Raw genomic sequence first — 20123 nt, 5'->3', positions numbered from 1 at the left:
CACTCAAACTAACTAATATTGACTAATTGCGTTTGCTGTTGGCTGCTACCAGTTGCTTGCAGTTTTTGTAAAAACTCTTGCGTAATTTGAGTAAACGCTTTAGCACCAGCAGACTGCGGATTTGTCAATACAACAGGCATAAAACTATCAACTGCTTTAGCAACATTAACATCAGTTGGTATTTGTGTCCTGAAAATCTGTGCTGCATCAAAATCTTCGTTAATTCTCTGCATCACCTGTTTGTAATATCGCCCCGTAATTAAATTACCCGACATTGTAAATACAATACCTAACAATTTGATGTTTAAATTAACTTCAGATGCATGGCTTTCTTTGAGTTGGGCAATCCGTCTTTCTAATAGCTGAATACCTACTATCGATAACGGCTCAGATTTTGCAGGTAGGATGTAAAAGTTACTAGCAGCAAGTGCGCTTCGAGTCATCAAATTGTAACCAGGGGCGCAATCGAGAATAATAAAATCGTAGTTTTCAATAACCGGATCTAAAATCTGTTTCACTAATCGTCGTTCAAACCGATTCCAAACAGTTTCAAAATCTAATCGATCTACCTCAAAAGCTTCCTCATGGAGCATTTCAGAAACGACAAATTCATCATATAGCTCAATGTCTCCAGGTAACAAATCTAAATTAGGAAGCTTACATACATTGTGATGAATTGCTTCTTTAACACTTATTTTTGAGCGTGTCTCTGGCTGAATAGCTTGATTGATTAAATATTTTAAAGTTCGTTTTGTTTTGCGATACTTAGCAAAATCTGTCGGGGACATCATACTCAAGGTAGCGCTAATTTGAGTATCTAAATCGAAAACAAGAACTTTTTTACCATGATCTTTGGCTAGCGCAGTTGCTAAGTTGACACTTAACGTTGTTTTGCCCACACCACCTTTCATATTTGCTGTTGCAATGATATAAGCCATTAGTAAAATCCTGGAATTCAGTTAATGCTTGATTGCACTGTGTTGTGATTTAGCTGTCTTGAGGTAGACAGACACAAAAGTAGATTAATGCTAAATTTACTCGAGTGATACTGTTAAGTTATGTTTAGGAACCATTGTTTTATGGCGCATATTCTGCATATCGATTCTAGTCCTCGTGGTGAACGTTCTTTTTCACGTAAACTTTCTTATGAGTTCATCACAGCTTGGAAAAATGCCCATCCAGAGGATACACTGACTTACCGCGATTTGGGCAAACACCCTGTACCTCACGTCGATGAAGGATGGATTGCTGCTGCGTTTACACCACCAGAAGCGCGTAATCCCGAACTAGATGCAGCAATTAAGCTTTCGGATGACTTAGTAGATGAATTTCTCGCCGCCGATCGCTACGTGTTCGGTATTCCAATGTACAACTTTAGCGTACCTTCGACCTTCAAAGCTTATATTGACCAAATTGTTCGTGTTAATCGCACTTTTGCCACTACTGAGCAAGGCTACGAAGGTTTAGTTCATGGAAAGAAGATGCTAGTTGTAGCTGCTAGCGGTGGTAGCTATAGATCGGGTCCAGCAGAACAGTATGATTACCTCAAGCCTTTCTTACAAGCTGTTTTTGGCTTAGTTGGTATTACTGATATCACATTTGTGCAAGCTGATAACCTCAGCAGCGGTGACGACGCGCGTCAAGAATCTTTAGACGAAGCCCGTACAATGATTGAAGAGTTAGTTGCTAACTGGTAGTAACTTGGCTGTAGAACTACGACTTTACAGGATTGACAGTTGAGGGGTAACACTTTCGTCAAAATCTGATATAGAGGATGCGTCTTAGAAAAGGTTAGTCATATCAAACTTCAGACAGAATCATGGCGAGGTGTAAGGCTTCTCACAGATAAGTGGGTGAAACTCTTCAAAGTCAACATTTTGACCAATTAAATTTAAGTTGGTTGCAAATAATGACTGATTTTACGATGTGACCAAACCATGTAATATATTGAGTGGAAACTAGTAGAGAGTTGAAGAGTTTCACTGCCTCCATTTTTATGAATATCAATATCTAAGAAATACTGCCTTCACATAAGACTTTTAGTGCGCTTATGATTTGATACTCCAAAAATTTATTCAGAAAAATTGCGATCGCTTTGAGTTTAGTTGAGTTTAGTCTGCTACTAGCATAGCTGACGATAACTTTTGTGTAATTCTTGTATATCTAGGATAATTAAGCTGGTTCATAACTCCAGATAAGCTATCTTCAATAAAAATTGCGTCAGCTTCACTGATATAGTCTTGCCATTTTTTGGTAGGTTTCTTTATCGTACCAAATAGGTTGGGATACATCTTCTCTTCAGCAAACTCAGGATATTCATTTCTATTTTCAGGAATACACTCCTCTTCGTATGATTCATCTAAAAAATCACAAACTTGACGAATTATTAATTCTGGCTTGCTAATAAAGTCTTCATACCGAATTAACATAAATTGGCAGGAATTGGAGTGATACTCTCTCAATACCAATTGGATACGTTGCGTGTAAAGCTCGCAAAAATCTTTAGGAGAAAGCATTAACCAGGTAAGTTTTGATTTTTCAATACCATTTTCCAAAGAAACCTTGAGTCTCTGCTTATAAGAACTATATACATCAAGGGGATGACGATATATATGAATAAACTTAGTTTTGGGAAATGTTGCTTTTATTTCTGGAATTCTATATACGTGCAAAGGACTTTTTTCAATTATTCTTTTCATGCCTCGTGCTTGCTTGGCATAGTAAAAGAATGTCTGAAGCAAAATTACGTTAAAAGTTAGCTTATATATTAAAGGTCTTAATAAATTAAAATTAGTCGCAATTCTACTAGTTAGCACCTCAGTAAAAAAACAATATTGAAATAGCTTTATCCATCTGATTTGTTTAAGAAACTTGCGATAGTAATCTGTATTGCGTAGCAAATACTTTAGTGGCTTTTTGTTATCAGCATAACAAGCAATACAAGAATTATAGAAAACCTTAGATTCTGTGAGATCTACTCCAGTTTTTTCCTTACTGTTATATGGCTTAAAGCTAGAGTGTCTTTGAAGTACTCGGTAAAGAATACTGCTACCACTTCGAGAACCACCTACAATAAACACAGGTGACTCTTGTTTCATAAGCTTTGAAATTTCAGATAGAGTTAAATTCATAAGCTTGTTATAGTAATAGAATTGAACTTTCCTCAGTCGTTAAATTTTGGAGTAATACCTTAAACAACATTTGTATATATTAAACTCCTACAAATTTAACAATTTGTCTATTAATAGAATGTTAGGATAGTTCAGGTAATTAATAGAAATAAATATTTTTTTGATATCGGTAAAAGAAATAAAACAATTTATGTAAGATGTTATACACCTTTGTTAGTTAGAGATAAAAATCTGATTGAGAAATAAGAGATAACCTAGCTATAAAGTAGGTAGTTGTATAGTTTACTCAAATGTGCAAACTTCGCTACGTAAACTATGCGATCGCTTTCTCACGATTACGGTAGCTGAATCGTTTTCGTAAATAAGCTTTGTAATCGATGTAGTTGTGCGCCACCTTGGTAGAGTAAATCGCCTTTACCGAGTAAATAAGCTGCTAAAGTTTGTTTTCCCCCTAAGATAATCGCAGAATCAGCCTCACTCGCAGTCCGTAGGGCGATTCTTCCTGGTAAATTGGAACGGATGATGGGAGTGACTACCTTAGCTTCTGGACGTTGCGTAGCAATGATAAGATGAATTCCGGCAGCGCGTGCCATTGCACCTAATCGCTTAATACTTTGTTCGAGTGCATTGCGGCTTTCTTTTTCTGCCATAAAATCAGCATACTCGTCAAAAATACAGACGATACGAGGAGTTGAGGAATGCGTTTTCTGATTGTAGCTATTCAAATCGGCACATCCTGCTGATTCAAACAGTTGATAGCGCTGTTCCATTTCTGCCACAAGTCGATCCATTAATTCAATTGCCTGTTCGGTATCCTTAACTACAGGTGAATAAAGCGATCGCATCTGTTCAAATTCTGGAAACGTAACTCGTTTAGGATCGACAAGCGCAATTTTGAGACGATCTGGGGAATGACGGGTAATAAGACTGAGAAGCAGCGATCGCAAAAACTCACTTTTACCACTACCAGTTGTACCACCAACTAAAAAGTGACAAGTATTCGGATCAGACAAATCAGCTTCTACAAGTTGTCCTTCTAAATTTACTCCAATAGCGATTTTTATCTGAGCATCAGCAGGTAACACTTGCGATCGCACATATTTTTCAAAACTAGCGATTTGGCGATCTTGACGCGGTAAATCAATACTAATATATCCTGCTCGCGGTGCAATTAAAGGAGGATTTGCGAGTCCTAACTGCACTTGTAAGTCGTTAGATAAGCGTAAAATGGAACTAACTTTGACTCCTGCATGAGGTTTGAGTTTCACACGTACAAATGCAGGTCCAATAGCAGCACCTTGGTAGTCAACACCAATACCAAAAGATTCTAATGTATCGACTAACTCTTTTCCAGTGCGATCGGCGTTTGGAATCAAGTCTGTCTGTTTATCTTGAATAGATGGAGATGACACTACTGATAAGCTGTCAATGGCGATCGCTTCACTGTCATTAAAAAAAGATTGACATTTCTTGTGCTGCGGACAGACGTAACATAAATCAGGCTGACTTGTAGGCGGTGGTGGATCGGGTTGCGGTGGTTCCCAAGTTAACCATTGCTGCATTTGTTGCATTTTTTGGGGAACAAGTTGATGTACTGTTTTTTCCAGTTGTTCCCATGTAAAAGTGAGTTCATGCAAATCGGGTAGTACGCTATAAACTGCGGAATTAATCTCAACGCCAATCGTTTTGCGCAGCATATAACTGTAAAGCGCAACTTGCGCTAACTGTGCTGATTGATCGACAGCTTGATAAGATTTATACTCAACTACACACAAACGTTGCTCAGCAAAATCGTAGATAATGCTGTCACATCTACCTTTAATTAACTGCTGCGTTCCATTAGGAAGCGTAAAGTAATGTTGAATCTTCAGTTCTTGCGCTAGAAATGTTTTAGAAATAACTTCTTGTGGTGTACAGTAGTGACGATTACCAATCAATAACTGCACCCAACGGTGAATAAGTTGCGTAAGTCCTACCCACAGTTGATGTAATGCGGGTGCTTTTCCAGGTTCTTTCTGAATAGATACTTGCAAATAAGGAAAAAAAACTTTTTCATAGAATAGTTTTTGCAATGCAGAGGCGATCGCTTCTATATCTAACTGTTCAACCTCTAGTTCAAATAAAGCTGAAAACTGCGAGTCTTGTTTTGCGACACGGACAAATTGATTTGATAACTCATGGAATGCTGTTCCAATTCCAATTGCAGTATCCGCAGGTAAGAAAAGCGTCATTCCTCCAAAGTGATAGCCTAGATAAAATAATCGCGGACACTCAAAGGCTACTCTGACATTAGTAACACTTAAAGAAGGTTTAGTTTTAGCTCCTAGCATATTATCTATTGGCTTAGAGTTACTTTTTGCAATCTCAATTAAACGTCGATGCACGTGAGCTAGATACACTGTGTCCATCTTGGCATACTGTAACTGCTTTAGCGTCAATGGTCGCCGTCCCCAATCACTTCCTTGTTCCGTTTTATCTATGTTGGCAAAGTGACAAAGTTCTGAGGCTAAGGTTTTTAATTTTAAATTTGTGACAGATAGAGAAGTTTTAGCTAACTTTTTGGCGATCGCCCAAGTACAAGTTACGTTTTTTGCGTCTTTTTTTCCTAAAAATCTTAAATCATAATTAGCATTGTGAAAAACTTTTTCGATTTTGGGATTTGCCATAATTTTATGAACGAAATATGTTACTAAATTAGGCTTATCCAATACGTCTAAAATTACTGTAGAGTTACCTGTAAGATCCTTATGATTGCTTAATACCTGAATTAGAGATAATCTAGGGCAAGTAGTTTTGTAATCAGCAACTTCTGTGTCTAGCCAAAGAATGTTACTAGAGGCAATTTGATGAATAAATACTCGAATATCATTGTCTTCAGTAAGATATAGTGCCTCATTTAAGTTACTACTAAGAGATTGATTCATTTTGAATTAGGCACTAAACAAACGAGTTGTGCTTCAGGTTTTGCCTTAGGGTCAAGAATTTGCACTTTATTTTCTTGGCATAACTGCTGAATGAGTTCTTTAACTTGTGACTCATTGGCTTGAGGAAAGCTTTCAAGTGCATTTTGTATTAATGTACTTCGCCCTAAAAGTTGCTGTGTTGTCACTAAGTTTATGAGAAACTCTTTTACTTGGTGTAGATCTGGATCTCGATCTGGCTTGGGTTCTGCTTCTTCAGCAAGAACTCCTAAAACTTGCAATAAACTACAATTTTGCAATACTTGAGCATCACGCACAAAAGCTTGTAATTCTTTTAAGTCAGGAATTTTGTCTATAATAACTAACTCTTGAGAACTAACTGCATTAACCATGCTGTGGTAAGTAGCTAGGTAGTGAATCGAAGTAAGATCTGGTACAATGTGACAGTGAGGTGAACCTTTAAAAATTTGCTTGTAGATTTGATAGCCTTGATTCGTTTTGTTACCTAGTTTTTCTGCTCGAATCAGAAACAAAGTTTGACAGTGTTTTTTTTCCAAAGCTTTGTGACAACCTTTCATCACATAAAAGAAGCTACTCATATTGGGATCTTCCATCCAGACAATTCCACTTTTTTGTTGCTGTGATGGTAGAAAACAACTTAGGGAATAGCTGGTATAAGTAGGACTAGGTAAAAATTTTGGTTGAGTTTTTAATTCCAAAGCTTCCAAGGCTTCACGTAACATTTGAATTAGTTCTGGCGAGGATAACTGACGAATTCGCGTAATTTTTTGTTCAACTTTTTTAAGTTCTTTATTCCAGATTAGTTGAAAAGCAGCTAAATGAGGATTGACAATAGGTGGATCAATGACTTTTAATTTATACAGTTGAAATAATTGCCGTCCTAGAATTAGTGTATTTCGAGGAAAAGTTTTACCACCAGGAAATTTTTCGTCTAAAACCTGTCGCTTTAGTGGATAGATTGAAGAAATTGGCAATTCATCAGCTTGTTGATGTAAAGGAACAAGTCGAGATTTCCAAATTGCTTCCGCTTCGTCAAGTTTAATGGGTTTGAGGACAACTAAATCATCAACTCTTACTCTATCGGCTGATTGAACGCGGTTTTTATTTTCTCTCCATGTATTCGTAATAATGCTAATAATAATTAGAAAGTTTTTTAATAATTGATTGTGAATACTAGAGTTAACGCTAAATAATGCTTGTAAGTCAATAAATCCATCTGTACGTGGAATATTATCGAGTTGGTCAAAACATAAAACAATTGGTTGAGTTTGGGCAGAAATTTTGCCAAAATTAGCTAAAATATTCTGGGCGGCATCTTCGGTAACAACCGTATTTTTGACTCCTAGCGCTTCAAGACTATCTGCATCAAGATCGTCGCCGCGTAACCAATCACAAGCAAGTAGGTGTAGTTCGGGATTAAGTAAGTCATACAACACGCTAAAAAACTCATTAGCGTTGTACATATCAGATGGGCAAGTTACTTTTAACTTGTGGATAAATGCTTTGCGATCGCCTAGTAATTTATCTATAAGATTACGTTGTTTAAAGATCGATAAACTCTTTAGCCATAACAACAACTGTGATTCTTGTTGTCCTTCTGGTACTTTGAGTAAACTGTCAACTGTTTGGCGTAAAGTGTGTCGCCAAATAAAATTACTGTCAGCCCAAGGACCAATGTAAACAAAAAAAGCTTTAGAGTTCAGTGTTTGCTTCAGCCTACCTAAAAGATGGCTTTTACCTGAACCAGAATCACCAGCAAGCATTATAGTGCGCGTCCGATGATCTTTTGCTATCTGAGCTAAGGTATACTCAATTGTAGTAATTGCTTCTTGGTGAATCGAATCAACATTCAATGCTGGATCTTGCTGTTCTTGCCAAAAGTTACCTGGTTTGAAGGTTGTCGTATCAAAAGGGTTAACTTCGCGTTGGATAATTTGATCTATAGATGCCATCCTGCTACCTTGATAAAAACTGAGTACTACAGATAATTCAAGAAAACTTTAATTCACAACAATAAAAAACAAAGGTCCACCAATATCCTGAGGAATTCCTGCATCAATTTGTTCTGGAGTATAAGCAGTAACCTCTTGCAAGGAACTCAATTCAATTTGGTCATTACGTTGTAAGCGATACAGTATTTCATCTAATTGCTTACGTGAGATTACGGAAGCAAGTTTCTGGCGTAAATGAAAAATTGGTAAATAGTTTTCTGTCCCTAATTCTTGATCTAGGCTTTGAATCGTTTGAAAAACTTCTAAGTCGCTAAGTTCTTTTGCTAGCGTTGCTGATACTCCATTTGATTCAGTATAAGTATTCCTTTCCGTGTTAAAACTTTTACGTATAAAACGTATATAGTTACCTAAAAGCTCTAGACTAATAACAGGTCGAACTCCTTTGTTAGGAATATATTCGTCCCGTAGATATGCTTTACCTTGTTCAGATAGCCAAACTTCTTTAACTTTAGTCTCTACCTCAATTAAACCGCGTTCAGCCAATCCTTGAATTACTGCTTGCCGATCTGCAATAGGAACTTTTGTTTCTCCTGGCAAAATCTTTTTGTTTTCACTAGCCTTCAGGGCTTTGAGTTCATTTTGAGTAACTGGTACTTGCGGCTGATCCAGTTTGAGTAAGGCTTTTCCTGGAGGTGCAATCTTAAGTTTTGTGACTTCGTAGGAACATTCAACTAAACCGCGATCGCATAGTTGACGGCAAATTTTATTTCTTTCTGCTGCTTTAGTATTATTACCCAGGTTGATTTCAGTTAGTGATATCCGGTAATCTGTAAAGCCCAATAATCTCAAAAGGAACTTAAGTTCAATTGTCTCCATAAGCATTCACCCTTCACTTATTGATGATTCATTGCTAAATTGAACTACTGCGATGTAAATTATTAGTTCACATTTTTATAAGTAGCATTTATGCGATCGCTAATTTCTTTGCTACTAAATAAAGTCTTGATAATTCAAGAAGACTTTAAGCTTAAATGACTCATCTACATAAAAACTTTATAAAAAGAGTAAACTACCTTAATGAAATAGTTGTTTTTACTTAGAGTAATTATTGGAAGTTTTACAAACAAATCAGTTTAATGAAGTTGTTTATACACCAAGCACAATTCTACGGAGACACGATCAATATCAACAAAATCACCAGCGTAAATATACGGGTTTTTGAAAAAAAATTATGCTTTAGGATAATTAATCCTATACCAAAAAAATAGCTATTTACTCCTCATAAATATGTGAAAAAGCTGGTCAAAACAAAGTAAAGTTAAAATATACTGGTAACAAATAATGCATGAAATAGCTGCATTAACTAACTTCAAATCACTTCTTATTAGCAATGATGCCGGATGCTTGAACGCAAATGTCAAAACACAAGCATAAACTAACCAGAAAATACACGCTTGCTGATACATCTTTTCCGCAGCACAACTCAAGCTATGGAAAAAGAAAAGAGCAAATGGCATTTTTACTAGGAATTACGTTGTTGCTAGGCGCAAGCGGCGTAGTCGTCAGCGGCATATGGTTGAGTTATAGTTTGTTTTTTAATCCAAGTGCGATCGCATCCTTAAATGACTTCTTACCGCAGTGGGCGCAGCTACCGTTAAATCAAGAACCAGCCCAAACTCTGACACAAATTGCAGCGGAGTTAAGCACACAAGGAAAAATTGCTGGGAAACCGTTACCTTTAGAAGTTAATCCTGCTAATTCGCAACCAACGTCTGTCATCTTACCTGTGCGATCGCAAAATCAGATCGTCGAATTGCGAGTGTATCGCATCGCAGATGCTAGAAATCTTCTTAATCGACCGAAAGGTGAAATCCACTATCAGTTTATAACTCAAGCTGATGTCACAGGACCTGAAGAATCATTTGTTGTCGCACCCCTCATCAATCCAGAGACAGCAGACACAAGTTCAAATCGTCCCCTACCAGTAACCGAACTGCGTCGGTTTGAGAGTACCACACCAACCCAAGGAATTTGGTTTTATCTTTGGGGAGAACGACAACGAGGACAAGCGATCGCCTACGGTCAAATTGTCCACTATAACCCCGATCGCTCCTATCTTAGTTTAATGTTGCCTTGGACAAGTCCCACTCAACCGCAATGGCAACAAGCGATCGCCGGAGGTTCTCCAGAGTTAGTTATCGATCAAACCATTGATTTAGAACCGCGATTGCAAGTTTATCAAGTCAAACCAGCAAATTTTATCTTTGATCCACTGCAATTAGAACCTGTTTCCATCGCAGAACCAGCATTAGATGATCGCAATTATCAAAATGCGTTACTTATTGCCCGTAGTGGATTGTGGACACCCGCCGAAAAATGGTTGCAGTTTATCAAACAACAACGTCAAAAGCGTCAAGCATGGTCAAGTGCGGCACAAGCACAACTCGATTTTATTCGATTACACGCCGAAAAAAGCCAAAAGCGAGCAAATCAAACTTGGGCAAGTCCTAGTCAACAAGTTCTCGCTGTTTTAATCGATGGGCGTTGGGGAGAAGCCCTAAAAGTTTTTCAAGCTTCACCGACAAATACACAAGAAATTACGACTTTATTAGAAACAGATAATGGACGATTAGGTAATCGTGTAGAAGTTGCCTTACGTGTTAACCCGAAGCGAACTGAAGTCAAAGCTTGGGGGGCGCTACTTAAAGGCGCACAAGAAAGTAGAAGAAATGCGATCGCCTGGCTAAAACAGCAACCACAGACAACATCTGCTGATATTGCTTATATCCAAAAACTCCTCAAACGTTTAGAAGGTGATTTCTCATCAAATAAAGTTGCAACTTCTCATTCCAGCCGCTTTGTTGGTACTGCACAACAAGTTACGCAAATTAATCCTCAGCAATGGCTGCAAATTGAGCAAACACCCTTACAGATCGCCGATCAGCAAACATGGTATCAAATCCAACTTAGCGCCTATCACGATGGCAATACCTGGCAACAAGCGCCGTTCAAGCTTACACCTCAACAAACCGCAGCCCAATACTGGCAGCAATTAGGTTTAAATTCAGATGCTGAAGTTCAAATTGTTTCTTGGCTACCAGGTGGATATCAGCAAATCGAGCTTGCTGTTGTCAAAGCAGTACAGTTACAAGGTAGCACGCTGAAACTGTTAGCCGTATCTGATGCGTTTCCCATAGTATCAGCTTCACGACAACTAGCACTTACTAAAGCAACATTACAGTGGCTACAACCCCAAACAATCGCCTTTTCTGAATTGACACAACAATCGCAGCCTATTGAAATTGTCCAAATATTACCTCAGTTATGGCAGGAATTGCAAAAACGCAACCCAAATTCTCAAAAAACGCCTGCTCCAAATGTAGAGAAGATGCTAAAGCAACTGGGAGAATTGCCAGTACAGTTAATTGACTTAGATGGTGATGGTACAGCAGAAGTAATAATGATTATCTCTCCACAGGAGATTGCTGCCGTTCATAATTTCGAGATCAATGTACTTCAACAAAATGATTCGCGATCGCACACAATTATTTTTTCACACAATGGACGTATCCTTTACAGCGAGTTTGGCAGTGCTGCTGAGCATCGCGCAATCGGAATTGCCGATCTAGAGGACGATCAGCCTCCAGCATTACTAGTTGCTACTAACAAAACTTATCAGCTCAAGCGCTGGTCTTCTCAACACCAACGCTTCGATTCATTTCAGCCATGAAGTTTAAGCTTACTACTTGTAGCCTCATTTGACTGATACTTCTTCAGCAGCCGTATGACGCTGTTTTTTAATTGCTTGTAACTGCTGCAACAGTGATTCTACCTCTGCTTCCAAATGTAGAAATTTAACTTGTACACCAGCGGCGTATAAAGTTTTTTGTGAATCGTTCCAAGGCGATGGCTTTTGGCGCTGGGCTTCGCCCAATCGCGCTGTCGATGTTCCAGAAACCGTATTCACTGATTGATTAGTATCCGCCAACGTGGAGGAAGGAGACGTAGTAGCTGAACAAATTCCCATCGTTTATTAAATAGTTATTTTTGCCTACTCACACCAAAATGTTATTGTAACTCTATCTGGAAGCATAGTTGTATTAAATGTGTCGATTTTATAACTGGCTATGGGCTGTACCCTATGATAGTTCACTTGTCAGAGTAAACTAAATAATACAAGCTGAAGATCTGTTATATCGCTTTTCAACTCAAAAAGTGAATTAACTGCAAGCACTCTGCTTATGCTTCCAAGATCTCTATCTAAAATAAAGTTGCTGCAAATACCGTGACTCTGATTGCTAACAAATCTACTAACCGCGAAGTTTGGTCTGGATTAATCAAAACGTACCAACAATATTTACCCGTAACTGAAAATACGCCAGTAGTGACACTATTAGAGGGTAATACTCCGTTAATTCCGGTTCCCTCAATCGCCCAGCTCATCGGCAGACAAGTACAGGTATTCGCTAAGTACGACGGGCTAAACCCCACGGGTAGCTTCAAAGACCGAGGAATGACGATGGCGATTTCTAAGGCAAAAGAAGCAGGAGCGCGGGCAGTAATATGTGCTAGTACAGGTAATACTTCCGCAGCAGCAGCCGCCTACGCGAAACGTGCGGGGATGAAAGCTTTTGTCCTAATTCCTGATGGCTATGTTGCTTTAGGTAAGTTAGCGCAAGCACTGCTTTATGGTGCTGAAGTGTTGTCGATTCAAGGAAACTTCGACCAAGCACTGAAAATAGTCCGCGAGATGGCAAACAGCTATCCGGTTACTTTGGTCAATTCAGTTAATCCTTATCGCTTGGAAGGGCAAAAAACCGCAGCATTTGAAGTGGTTGATGCTTTAGGTGATGCTCCTGATTGGTTGTGTATTCCTGTAGGTAATGCTGGAAATATTACCGCCTACTGGATGGGATTTTGTCAGTATCATCAATCCGGTAAATGCGATCGCCTACCCAAAATGATGGGCTTTCAAGCCGCTGGGGCAGCACCGCTCATTACTGGACAACCCATAACTCACCCTGATACTGTAGCAACAGCAATTCGCATCGGGAATCCGGCAAACTGGGAAAAAGCGATCGCAGTAAAGTCTGCCAGCAAGGGAGAATTTCACGCGGTTACTGATGAAGAAATCTTAGCAGCATACCGTCTACTCGCTTCTGAAGAAGGTATCTTTTGCGAACCTGCAAGCGCGGCTTCAGTTGCAGGAATGTTAAAAGTTAAAGACCAAATTCCCACAGGTGCAACTGTTGTGTGCGTACTTACTGGAAATGGACTTAAAGATCCAAACACAGCAATTGATAACAACCAAAATGCATTCAAGCCAGGAATAGAACCTACACTCGAAGCTGTAGCAGCAGCAATGGGAGTCATTTAGTTATTAATGATGAGTAGCTAGTAATTAGTGGCACAAGCATCTTGCTTGTCGCAAGCAAGAAACCCTGCTTTATAATTTTCCCTAGCTTCTGACCTCTGATTCCTGACCTCTCGCATGTTTAAAACCCGCTTTGTCCGGTTTTTTCGCCACATGACTTGGGCTACGTTAAGGACGACCTTTGTGCGTGTAGCTGAAAGAAGACTATTAGGTTTGTCAGCAGAAATTGCTTACAACTCAATGTTATCCCTGTTTCCTGCTATTTTGGCTGTGCTGACGGCGATTAGTTTATTTCAAGAGTCTCTGCAATCTACGTTTAAACAGCTAGCATTGCGACTCAGTACAGTTGCACCGGATGAAGCACTTTTTTTGATTCGTAATTTTGCCCAAGAAATTACTCAAAATAGAAATGGCGGGTTATTTTCAATCAGCTTTGTTGCAGCAATTTGGATCGCATCTGGGGCATTAAATACTATTATGACAGCCCTCGACCAAATTCATCAAATTCCTTCACAACAAACGCGCCCTTTTTGGAAAGCTAAGTTAATTTCAATTGGTCTTACTATAGGCTCAATTGTATTATTAGTAGTCGCTTCTTTTCTAGTATTTCTTAGCGATTTAATCTTGGCATTTTTTGTGCGTGAAAGTGGTTTATATTTCTTATTATTTATTTGGCAAATACTAATTTGGCCTTTAGCTTTAGGGGTTATGTCTTCTGCGTTTGCCTTCATTTATCGCTATGGACCAAGTCGTTGGGATGCTGGTACACCTATGATGCCTGGCGCAATCTTAGCAGCCGTCTCTTGGGCAATTTTATCTGCTTTATTTCGGATGTATGTAGCAAATTTTGGCAATTACAATCAAGCTTATGGTGCAGTCGGCGCAGTCATTGTTTTAATGCTGTGGTTATATATGAGTGCAGCAGTTCTTTTGGTCGGCGATCAGCTTAATGTTTCCGTGGGTGAAGCTATGCGATCGCACTCTAAAACTGTGATAGAGATTGGCAATCCAAACTCTAAGGTAAAAAATTCATAAATTTACTCACTCTCTAGATTTATTTCTTTAGATAATTCGTTTAGAAAAACTCTTCCTTTGCGATATACGTAAATATCGCTATAGGTACACTACAAGTAATGTTGAGAAATGTTTAAATTGAACTATAAAAGATTAACGGTTGTGTTTCATCTATGACCCAATCTGCTACTCAGTTTGCCAATAAAGTTGCAGCTCACTCTAAACTTACCTCAGTACAGCGTTTACGTAGGTTTAGCCGTTTGCTTGATAATGCTATTGGCATTCCAGGAACAAAATTTCGGATCGGTATCGATCCAATTATTGGTCTAATTCCTGGTGCTGGAGATATTGTTGGAACAGCGCTTTCTGCTTATATTGTTGTTGAAGCAGCACGGCTAGGTATTCCAAAAGCCATATTAGGACGGATGGTAAGGAACATTGTAATAGAGAGTGTATTTGGCTCAGTTCCAATCATCGGTGATATGTTCGACTTTGCTTGGAAAGCAAACATGAAGAATGTGGACTTGCTGGAAGAGTATCTCAAGAACCCACAAAAAGGCGTGAAATAAGAAATATCCCTCTAGATGTGCTTAAAATATTTCTAGAATAGATAGGCTGAAAGTTAATCAGCCTATTTTTTAGTTAAATTAGGTAATCAATAGACCTCCTCTATAAATACGCTTGCGAATAAATTCGCTACCACATAAACAAAGTCCATCAATTTAGAGTCGTGAAATGTTGAGTTATAAAACTTTTTTAATTCAAAACTCTTAAAACTTCGTTTGAGTAGCCCCGACTTCAGTCGTAGGGCATTTGTGATTTATGTGGGAAGTCTAATAATTTCAGCAAGCAATTCTGCTCAGATTTAAAGCTAATGCAAGACTGGTGGAGAGAAACTTTTCCAAAAGGGCGGCAAAATTTAACGATCGCCGATGCTAATGGTAATCCTGTCTCAATTGCCTATGGAGAAAAAGGCACAGGAAAACCGCTAATCTTAATTCACGGTATTGGTAGTTGGTCTTATGGTTGGCGTCATTGTATTGAACCACTCTCAAAACACTTTCGCGTGATTTGCTTTGATGCGAAAGGATACGGTTTCTCCGAGAAACTAGCACATCCAGAACACCCAGGGCATCAACTGATAGAATTAGAGCGGATTATTCGTGCTTTATGTAATGAACCTGCGATTGTAGTAGCAATATCTTTAGGTGCATTAGTGAGTCTTGCAGTTGTTCAAGAGCATCCAGACTTATTTGCAAGTTTAGTTTTAATTAATGTACCAATATTTCCTGAACGATTACCTAACCGATGGATGCGATCGCTTTCCGATTTACCAATTGAATTATTAAAAATTGTTGATTCACTGCGGTTAACGTTCTTTTTCTCGACTCTTGTCCGCGCGATCGTGCGAGTCGAACGCCGTGAAGTTTTGGTAGATTGGTCAACAGTTACACCAGAAGAAGTCTACTGGATTACCTATCCCTACATATACATACCTGGAACACTAGCGAAAGTCACTGAAGAACTACAAATTGCTGCCCAGGAAATCAAACGCTTACAGCAAAAGCAGCCTAATTTAATTAGTAAAATTCAAGCACGTTTAGGTGAGATTACTTGTCCAACACTCATTGTCTGGGGCGATCAAGATCGCTGGTTTCCGGTTACAGATGCTGAAAAATTGCGATCGCATCTTCCCCATTCGCAGGTAAAAATTATCCAAGACTGCGGTCACGACGCACCTGCAAACTCTCCTAATGAACTCAATGCTGCAATCTTAGAGTTTCTTCAGGATACAGGTTTTACAAATACTTAATTGGAGTAAACTGCGACTACCTTCTAAAATCGTGCAAATTTCCTAACTTAGCACCGAAAACGCTACTGTTAGAGTGCTAACAGGTTTCTATTAATTGTTGTACCTGAGTAACTAATTCTGTAATCGGAAAAAGATATTTCCCTATATTTGGGTGAGAACACAAGTTTCTCAAGACACGAGAATTATCTGGAATAAAAAAGATATGCCTGTATGACACAAGTTGAGATATCTTTTGTTCACTTAAATCAGAATCATCGCTAATTACCCATATTATTTTACTAATTTTGTGTTGAACGTAGATTTTATCATCAGTTGTGTATGTCTGCTTCCATCTTTCTCTTAAAGTTCTTTTCAAAGTTACTCCTATATACCACCCATTTTTAGTTTCAACCCAGTTGTCTATTTCCAAACCAGCAGTAAAATGCTTAGGTTTACCTCCTGTTTGAATATCAAAATAATTGAAAATAAATTCAATACTACTTTCTAAGTCTTTACCAGCCCTAGTTTTTCTTTTTTGAGCGACTCTCCTTTCGTATTCTTGACATAATGCTGTTAAAACAACATCTTCATCGCTTTTAGATATATTTTCCTCAAAATTACTTAAGCTTGTTGCTAAATTCTCTTTAACATTTCTATACAATTCAACTATCAAATCTCTTTCTTTATTGATAGCGAGCATTCCTGTGAAGTCATCCCAATCGCGAATTAAATTTACTAAACCTTGCTCTTTTTTAGTATCAAGTATAGCTGTGGCATACCTTTTAACAAAAGCATAAGTTTCATCAGTTGGAACTTTTCCTACAGCTTCATTAGTAGGCAACATCACTTCTTTGATTGATATTGCAAAAATTAAATAGTCTTTAGGAGTTATTAAAAGCCGTTCCAGGTCTACTAAGAGTTTCTCGTACTCTAATTTAACGCTAGTACTATCTTTCAGTTGAAAGAATAATGACTGCTCAAAAACAGAACGAAGAATTTTTAGTTGATTTGTTTCTGATTCTCCTCAAAGAGTAATGAGTTTATATGTAGTAGTTAAATCATTATAAATAGATTCGATACGTTTAGTATCTTTTCCTAACTGTTTAGCTCCACTTCTAATTAAATACCGTAAGTACCAGTAACATTTTCCCAAACTGTTAGATTAGCTGCTGTTTTGAATCCTGCTTTTTGTAATTCTTCTGTTTGATATGTCTATAGTATCCAGTTTTTCCAAAATTGCTTGAGCAATTCTAATAACCACAGGTACAGCAACAGAGTTGCCAAACTGCCTATAAGCCGCAGCAGCACTATTCGGTAGGAGATATTCTTCAGGAAAACCTTGTAATCTGGCACATTCCCTTGGCGTCAGCATTCTAGGGTTTTTACCCTGTTGAGGAATTAGGCATTCTTTCCCATCTTTGTAATATCTTGAAACCAGAGTGCCAGATGGTTTGTCTAAGTTTGCTAATTTCACCGTAAATCCAGCACCTCTAGCTTCATTCCTTTGCGATCTTTTCTGATGTCCTTCCCAAAGTTTATCTGAAATTGTAAATTTATTGCACACGTTTTCTTCTAAAATTAACCTTAAAGGTAATGGTTCTCCTTGAAAATTAGGGAACTCAAAGTGTACCTTATCTCGAAAACAAACTATATAAAAACGCTCTCTTCTTTGAGGAACCAGTGAGCTGGAATTTACAATTTTGTAATTAAAAGAGTAACCTAAATCCTTCTCAATTGTTTCCCTAACAATATGAAAAGTTTTTTCTTGATCGTGAGTAAGAAAGTTTTTTACGTTTTCTAGTAATAAGAATTTAGTTTTTTTTACTCTAGCAATTCTAACGATGTCAAAAAACAAATTTCCTTGTTCAATATCTTTAAATCCATGATTTTGACCTAGATAGTTTCTAGCCGACACTCCAGCCCTACTAAAAGGTTGGCATGGAAAACCAGCAGTTAATAAATCATGGTTTGGAATGAGGCGATCTATTTCCTCATCTAATATATTTGAGTTAGTAAGCTTTCTAATATCTCCATAAGGTAACTCTCCGAAGTTTGTCTGGTATGTTGCTCTCGCTGCTGCATCACTATCAGACGAAAATACACATTTTCCACCAAGAGATTGTAATACTAATCTAAAACCTCCAATACCGCAGAATAGATCTATAAATTTAAATTTGGGTTTTACTGGTGGTGGAAATGGAACAATACTCATCTAAGCAAATGGCTGCTTCTACTCGAAACAAAAATAGTCAGGTTAATCAATATAACACATAATCTATCTTAAGCTATACCTGAGCAACTTTAATAGCACTCACTGATAAATTTCGATTAAACAAAACTCGCGGGCGCAGTAAAATTTTAAATATTAGTAATAAAGAAGCTAATTCTCCTGGTGTATTCTGAATTTTCCATTGTCCAGGACGACAAAATAGTATTTCTATTAGTTGACGTTGTTGAGTTAAATCAAGTGTCTCAAAAGATATCCGTAGTGTAGGAAATTCACTGTCAAATTTAATTTGTTTAATTTGTCCTGATAAAGTTAATTTTTCCTCCATTATTTCTAATGTTACTGGTATAACTATATGTGAAAAAGAACTTATTGATTGAGTTAACATTACTTCTGCCCCCACTTCTGAAAGCATTGTCGTTATACCCCAAAACGTTTTATCAGCAATTTTGAGTTGCACAATTCGTCTGAGGTAAAACCACGCAAATAAATCATTAGGAACATCAATTAAAATTAGTAGGGCGATCGCGATCGCAACTAAGTTATAAGCACTCCAGATCCAGCCTAAATTAATACCTTTAAGTTGCTGAGATATTTCTGGAGTTGCCCAGGCACCTTTGACAAGACACATTCCTAAATTGCGCCAGAGACTAATTGTTGTAGCGATGAATAAAACAATAAGAGGTGAAGCAAGTTTCCAGTTGAAAGTGTAGCGATCGCTTTTAGTTCCTTTGGGCGTTACTTTAAAGCCTCTAGAAAAAGGACGCAGCATAACTTGAATTGTATTCAATGCTAAGGGAAAACATAGAACTAGCGAGTAGATATCTGATAATAAAGCCGAGCGCGATCGCCTATTTAACCAAGCAAATACTGTTAATTGAACTAAATAATAAGGCAAAAAGAAATATAAAAGTTCTGGTATTGTTGCTCGAATAGGAATAATATTCAAGAACGAATAAGCTAATGGCATCATTAGGAAGCCAACACGGGAAATACTCGTAAACCAGTGTAGTAAACCTTCTAAATGAGCTAACCTCTGTAATAGAGTTAACCCTGGAATCGTTAACGGATTGGCACTAATAAAAAAACCTTGTAATGTACCTTGTGCCCATCTCAATCGTTGTGTAGCATGAGCAGCAATATTTTCTGCAGCTAAACCTGCGCTCAACTTTTCATTTAAATAGATCAGTCGATTGCCTTGAGCAGATAAACGAATGCCTGTAAAGTAGTCTTCACTGAGTGAATCTGTAACAAAGCCCCCAGCCATTTCTAACGCACGACGACGCACTACAAACGAAGTACCAGAACAGACAACACTACCTGCTGCATCTCGAATTGGCTGAATTTGTCGATAAAATACTTCTTCTTCAGATGTAAGAATGTTTTCTAACCCTAAATTACGAGTAATTGGATCGAAATTATAAAAGCTTTGTGGCGTCTGTACTAAGGCAACAGCATTATCTTGAAAAAAACCTACTGTGCGTGTTAGAAAATTTTTCGTTGGTACAAAATCTGCATCAAAGACAACAATTAATTCGCCCTGGGTTTGCCTGATTGCATGATTTACAGCCTATTGCAGTTTTATGAGGCACAGTAGCAACAGTGAGTAAACCAGTTTTTCAAATGCACGGGATTAATTAAATCGAGTGCAGTGGCAATGAGAAGATCAACCCTGAATGCAGTAGTTGGGG

14 protein-coding genes and 1 pseudogene are annotated in these 20123 nt (G+C 38.0%); 6 read left to right on the top strand and 9 right to left on the bottom strand.

Annotated elements, in window-relative coordinates; translation table 11 throughout:
• Positions 1 to 8: 8 nt before the first annotated feature.
• Entirely contained in the window at positions 9 to 938 is a 930-nt protein-coding gene (locus IQ230_RS08065) for a ParA family protein (RefSeq protein WP_193931511.1), read from the bottom strand.
• Between the two features lie 141 nt (positions 939 to 1079).
• On the opposite strand from IQ230_RS08065, the gene IQ230_RS08060 reads away from it, so the two are divergent.
• Positions 1080 to 1697 (top strand): FMN-dependent NADH-azoreductase, encoded by a 618-nt coding sequence (locus IQ230_RS08060; protein WP_193931510.1) that lies wholly within the window; start codon positions 1080 to 1082, stop codon positions 1695 to 1697.
• A 414-nt stretch (positions 1698 to 2111) separates the two neighbouring features.
• On the opposite strand, the gene IQ230_RS08055 is transcribed toward IQ230_RS08060, so the two are convergent.
• The 4 genes from IQ230_RS08055 to IQ230_RS08040 all read right to left on the bottom strand — a co-directional run bounded on the left by IQ230_RS08055 (position 2112) and on the right by IQ230_RS08040 (position 8901).
• Positions 2112 to 3131: a sulfotransferase family protein gene (locus IQ230_RS08055; RefSeq protein ID WP_193931509.1), complete on the bottom strand. Its 1020-nt coding sequence runs from the start codon at positions 3129 to 3131 to the stop codon at positions 2112 to 2114.
• Positions 3132 to 3466: 335 nt separating this feature from the next.
• Complete coding sequence (locus IQ230_RS08050; protein ID WP_193931508.1) at positions 3467 to 6055, bottom strand: DNA translocase FtsK; 2589 nt, start codon at positions 6053 to 6055, stop codon at positions 3467 to 3469.
• Positions 6052 to 8025, bottom strand: coding sequence for an AAA family ATPase (locus IQ230_RS08045; protein ID WP_193931507.1), 1974 nt, complete (start codon positions 8023 to 8025; stop codon positions 6052 to 6054). Before IQ230_RS08045 ends, IQ230_RS08050 begins: the two co-directional genes overlap by 4 nt.
• A gap of 48 nt (positions 8026 to 8073) precedes the next feature.
• Complete coding sequence (locus tag IQ230_RS08040) at positions 8074 to 8901, bottom strand: hypothetical protein (protein WP_193931506.1); 828 nt, start codon at positions 8899 to 8901, stop codon at positions 8074 to 8076.
• Between the two features lie 634 nt (positions 8902 to 9535).
• Between IQ230_RS08040 and IQ230_RS08035 the strand changes: the two genes are divergently transcribed.
• Positions 9536 to 11755, top strand: coding sequence for a hypothetical protein (locus IQ230_RS08035; RefSeq protein WP_193931505.1), 2220 nt, complete (start codon positions 9536 to 9538; stop codon positions 11753 to 11755).
• A gap of 24 nt (positions 11756 to 11779) precedes the next feature.
• On the opposite strand, the gene IQ230_RS08030 is transcribed toward IQ230_RS08035, so the two are convergent.
• Entirely contained in the window at positions 11780 to 12052 is a 273-nt protein-coding gene (locus IQ230_RS08030; RefSeq protein WP_193931504.1) for a hypothetical protein, read from the bottom strand.
• A 258-nt stretch (positions 12053 to 12310) separates the two neighbouring features.
• On the opposite strand from IQ230_RS08030, the gene thrC reads away from it, so the two are divergent.
• The 4 genes from thrC (at position 12311) to IQ230_RS08010 (ending at position 16226) form a co-directional block, all read left to right on the top strand.
• Positions 12311 to 13402 (top strand): threonine synthase, encoded by a 1092-nt coding sequence (thrC, locus tag IQ230_RS08025; RefSeq protein WP_193931503.1) that lies wholly within the window; start codon positions 12311 to 12313, stop codon positions 13400 to 13402.
• Between the two features lie 114 nt (positions 13403 to 13516).
• Positions 13517 to 14434, top strand: coding sequence for a YihY/virulence factor BrkB family protein (locus IQ230_RS08020; RefSeq protein ID WP_193931502.1), 918 nt, complete (start codon positions 13517 to 13519; stop codon positions 14432 to 14434).
• A gap of 152 nt (positions 14435 to 14586) precedes the next feature.
• Complete coding sequence (locus IQ230_RS08015; protein WP_193931501.1) at positions 14587 to 14982, top strand: DUF4112 domain-containing protein; 396 nt, start codon at positions 14587 to 14589, stop codon at positions 14980 to 14982.
• Between the two features lie 305 nt (positions 14983 to 15287).
• The gene (locus tag IQ230_RS08010; protein WP_193931500.1) at positions 15288 to 16226 is read left to right on the top strand and encodes an alpha/beta fold hydrolase; all 939 of its coding nucleotides are present in this window, start codon (positions 15288 to 15290) and stop codon (positions 16224 to 16226) included.
• Positions 16227 to 16302: 76 nt separating this feature from the next.
• Here the strand turns inward: IQ230_RS08010 and IQ230_RS08005 are convergent, their stop codons facing one another.
• From IQ230_RS08005 to IQ230_RS07995, 3 genes and pseudogenes are all read right to left on the bottom strand, one after another.
• A complete protein-coding gene (locus tag IQ230_RS08005; protein ID WP_193931499.1) occupies positions 16303 to 17049 on the bottom strand; it encodes a PDDEXK family nuclease in 747 nt (248 codons plus the stop codon).
• Between the two features lie 318 nt (positions 17050 to 17367).
• The gene (locus IQ230_RS08000) at positions 17368 to 18417 is read right to left on the bottom strand and encodes a DNA cytosine methyltransferase (RefSeq protein ID WP_193931498.1); all 1050 of its coding nucleotides are present in this window, start codon (positions 18415 to 18417) and stop codon (positions 17368 to 17370) included.
• Positions 18418 to 18490: 73 nt separating this feature from the next.
• A pseudogene (locus IQ230_RS07995) lies at positions 18491 to 19990 on the bottom strand (glycosyltransferase family 2 protein); the annotation flags it as partial.
• Between the last annotated feature and the right edge of the window lie 133 nt (positions 19991 to 20123).

Origin of the sequence: Gloeocapsopsis crepidinum LEGE 06123 (assembly GCF_015207655.1) — a bacterium.
Lineage (GTDB): Bacteria > Cyanobacteriota > Cyanobacteriia > Cyanobacteriales > Chroococcidiopsidaceae > Gloeocapsopsis > Gloeocapsopsis crepidinum.
This window is presented reverse-complemented; position numbering and strand designations above follow the sequence as displayed.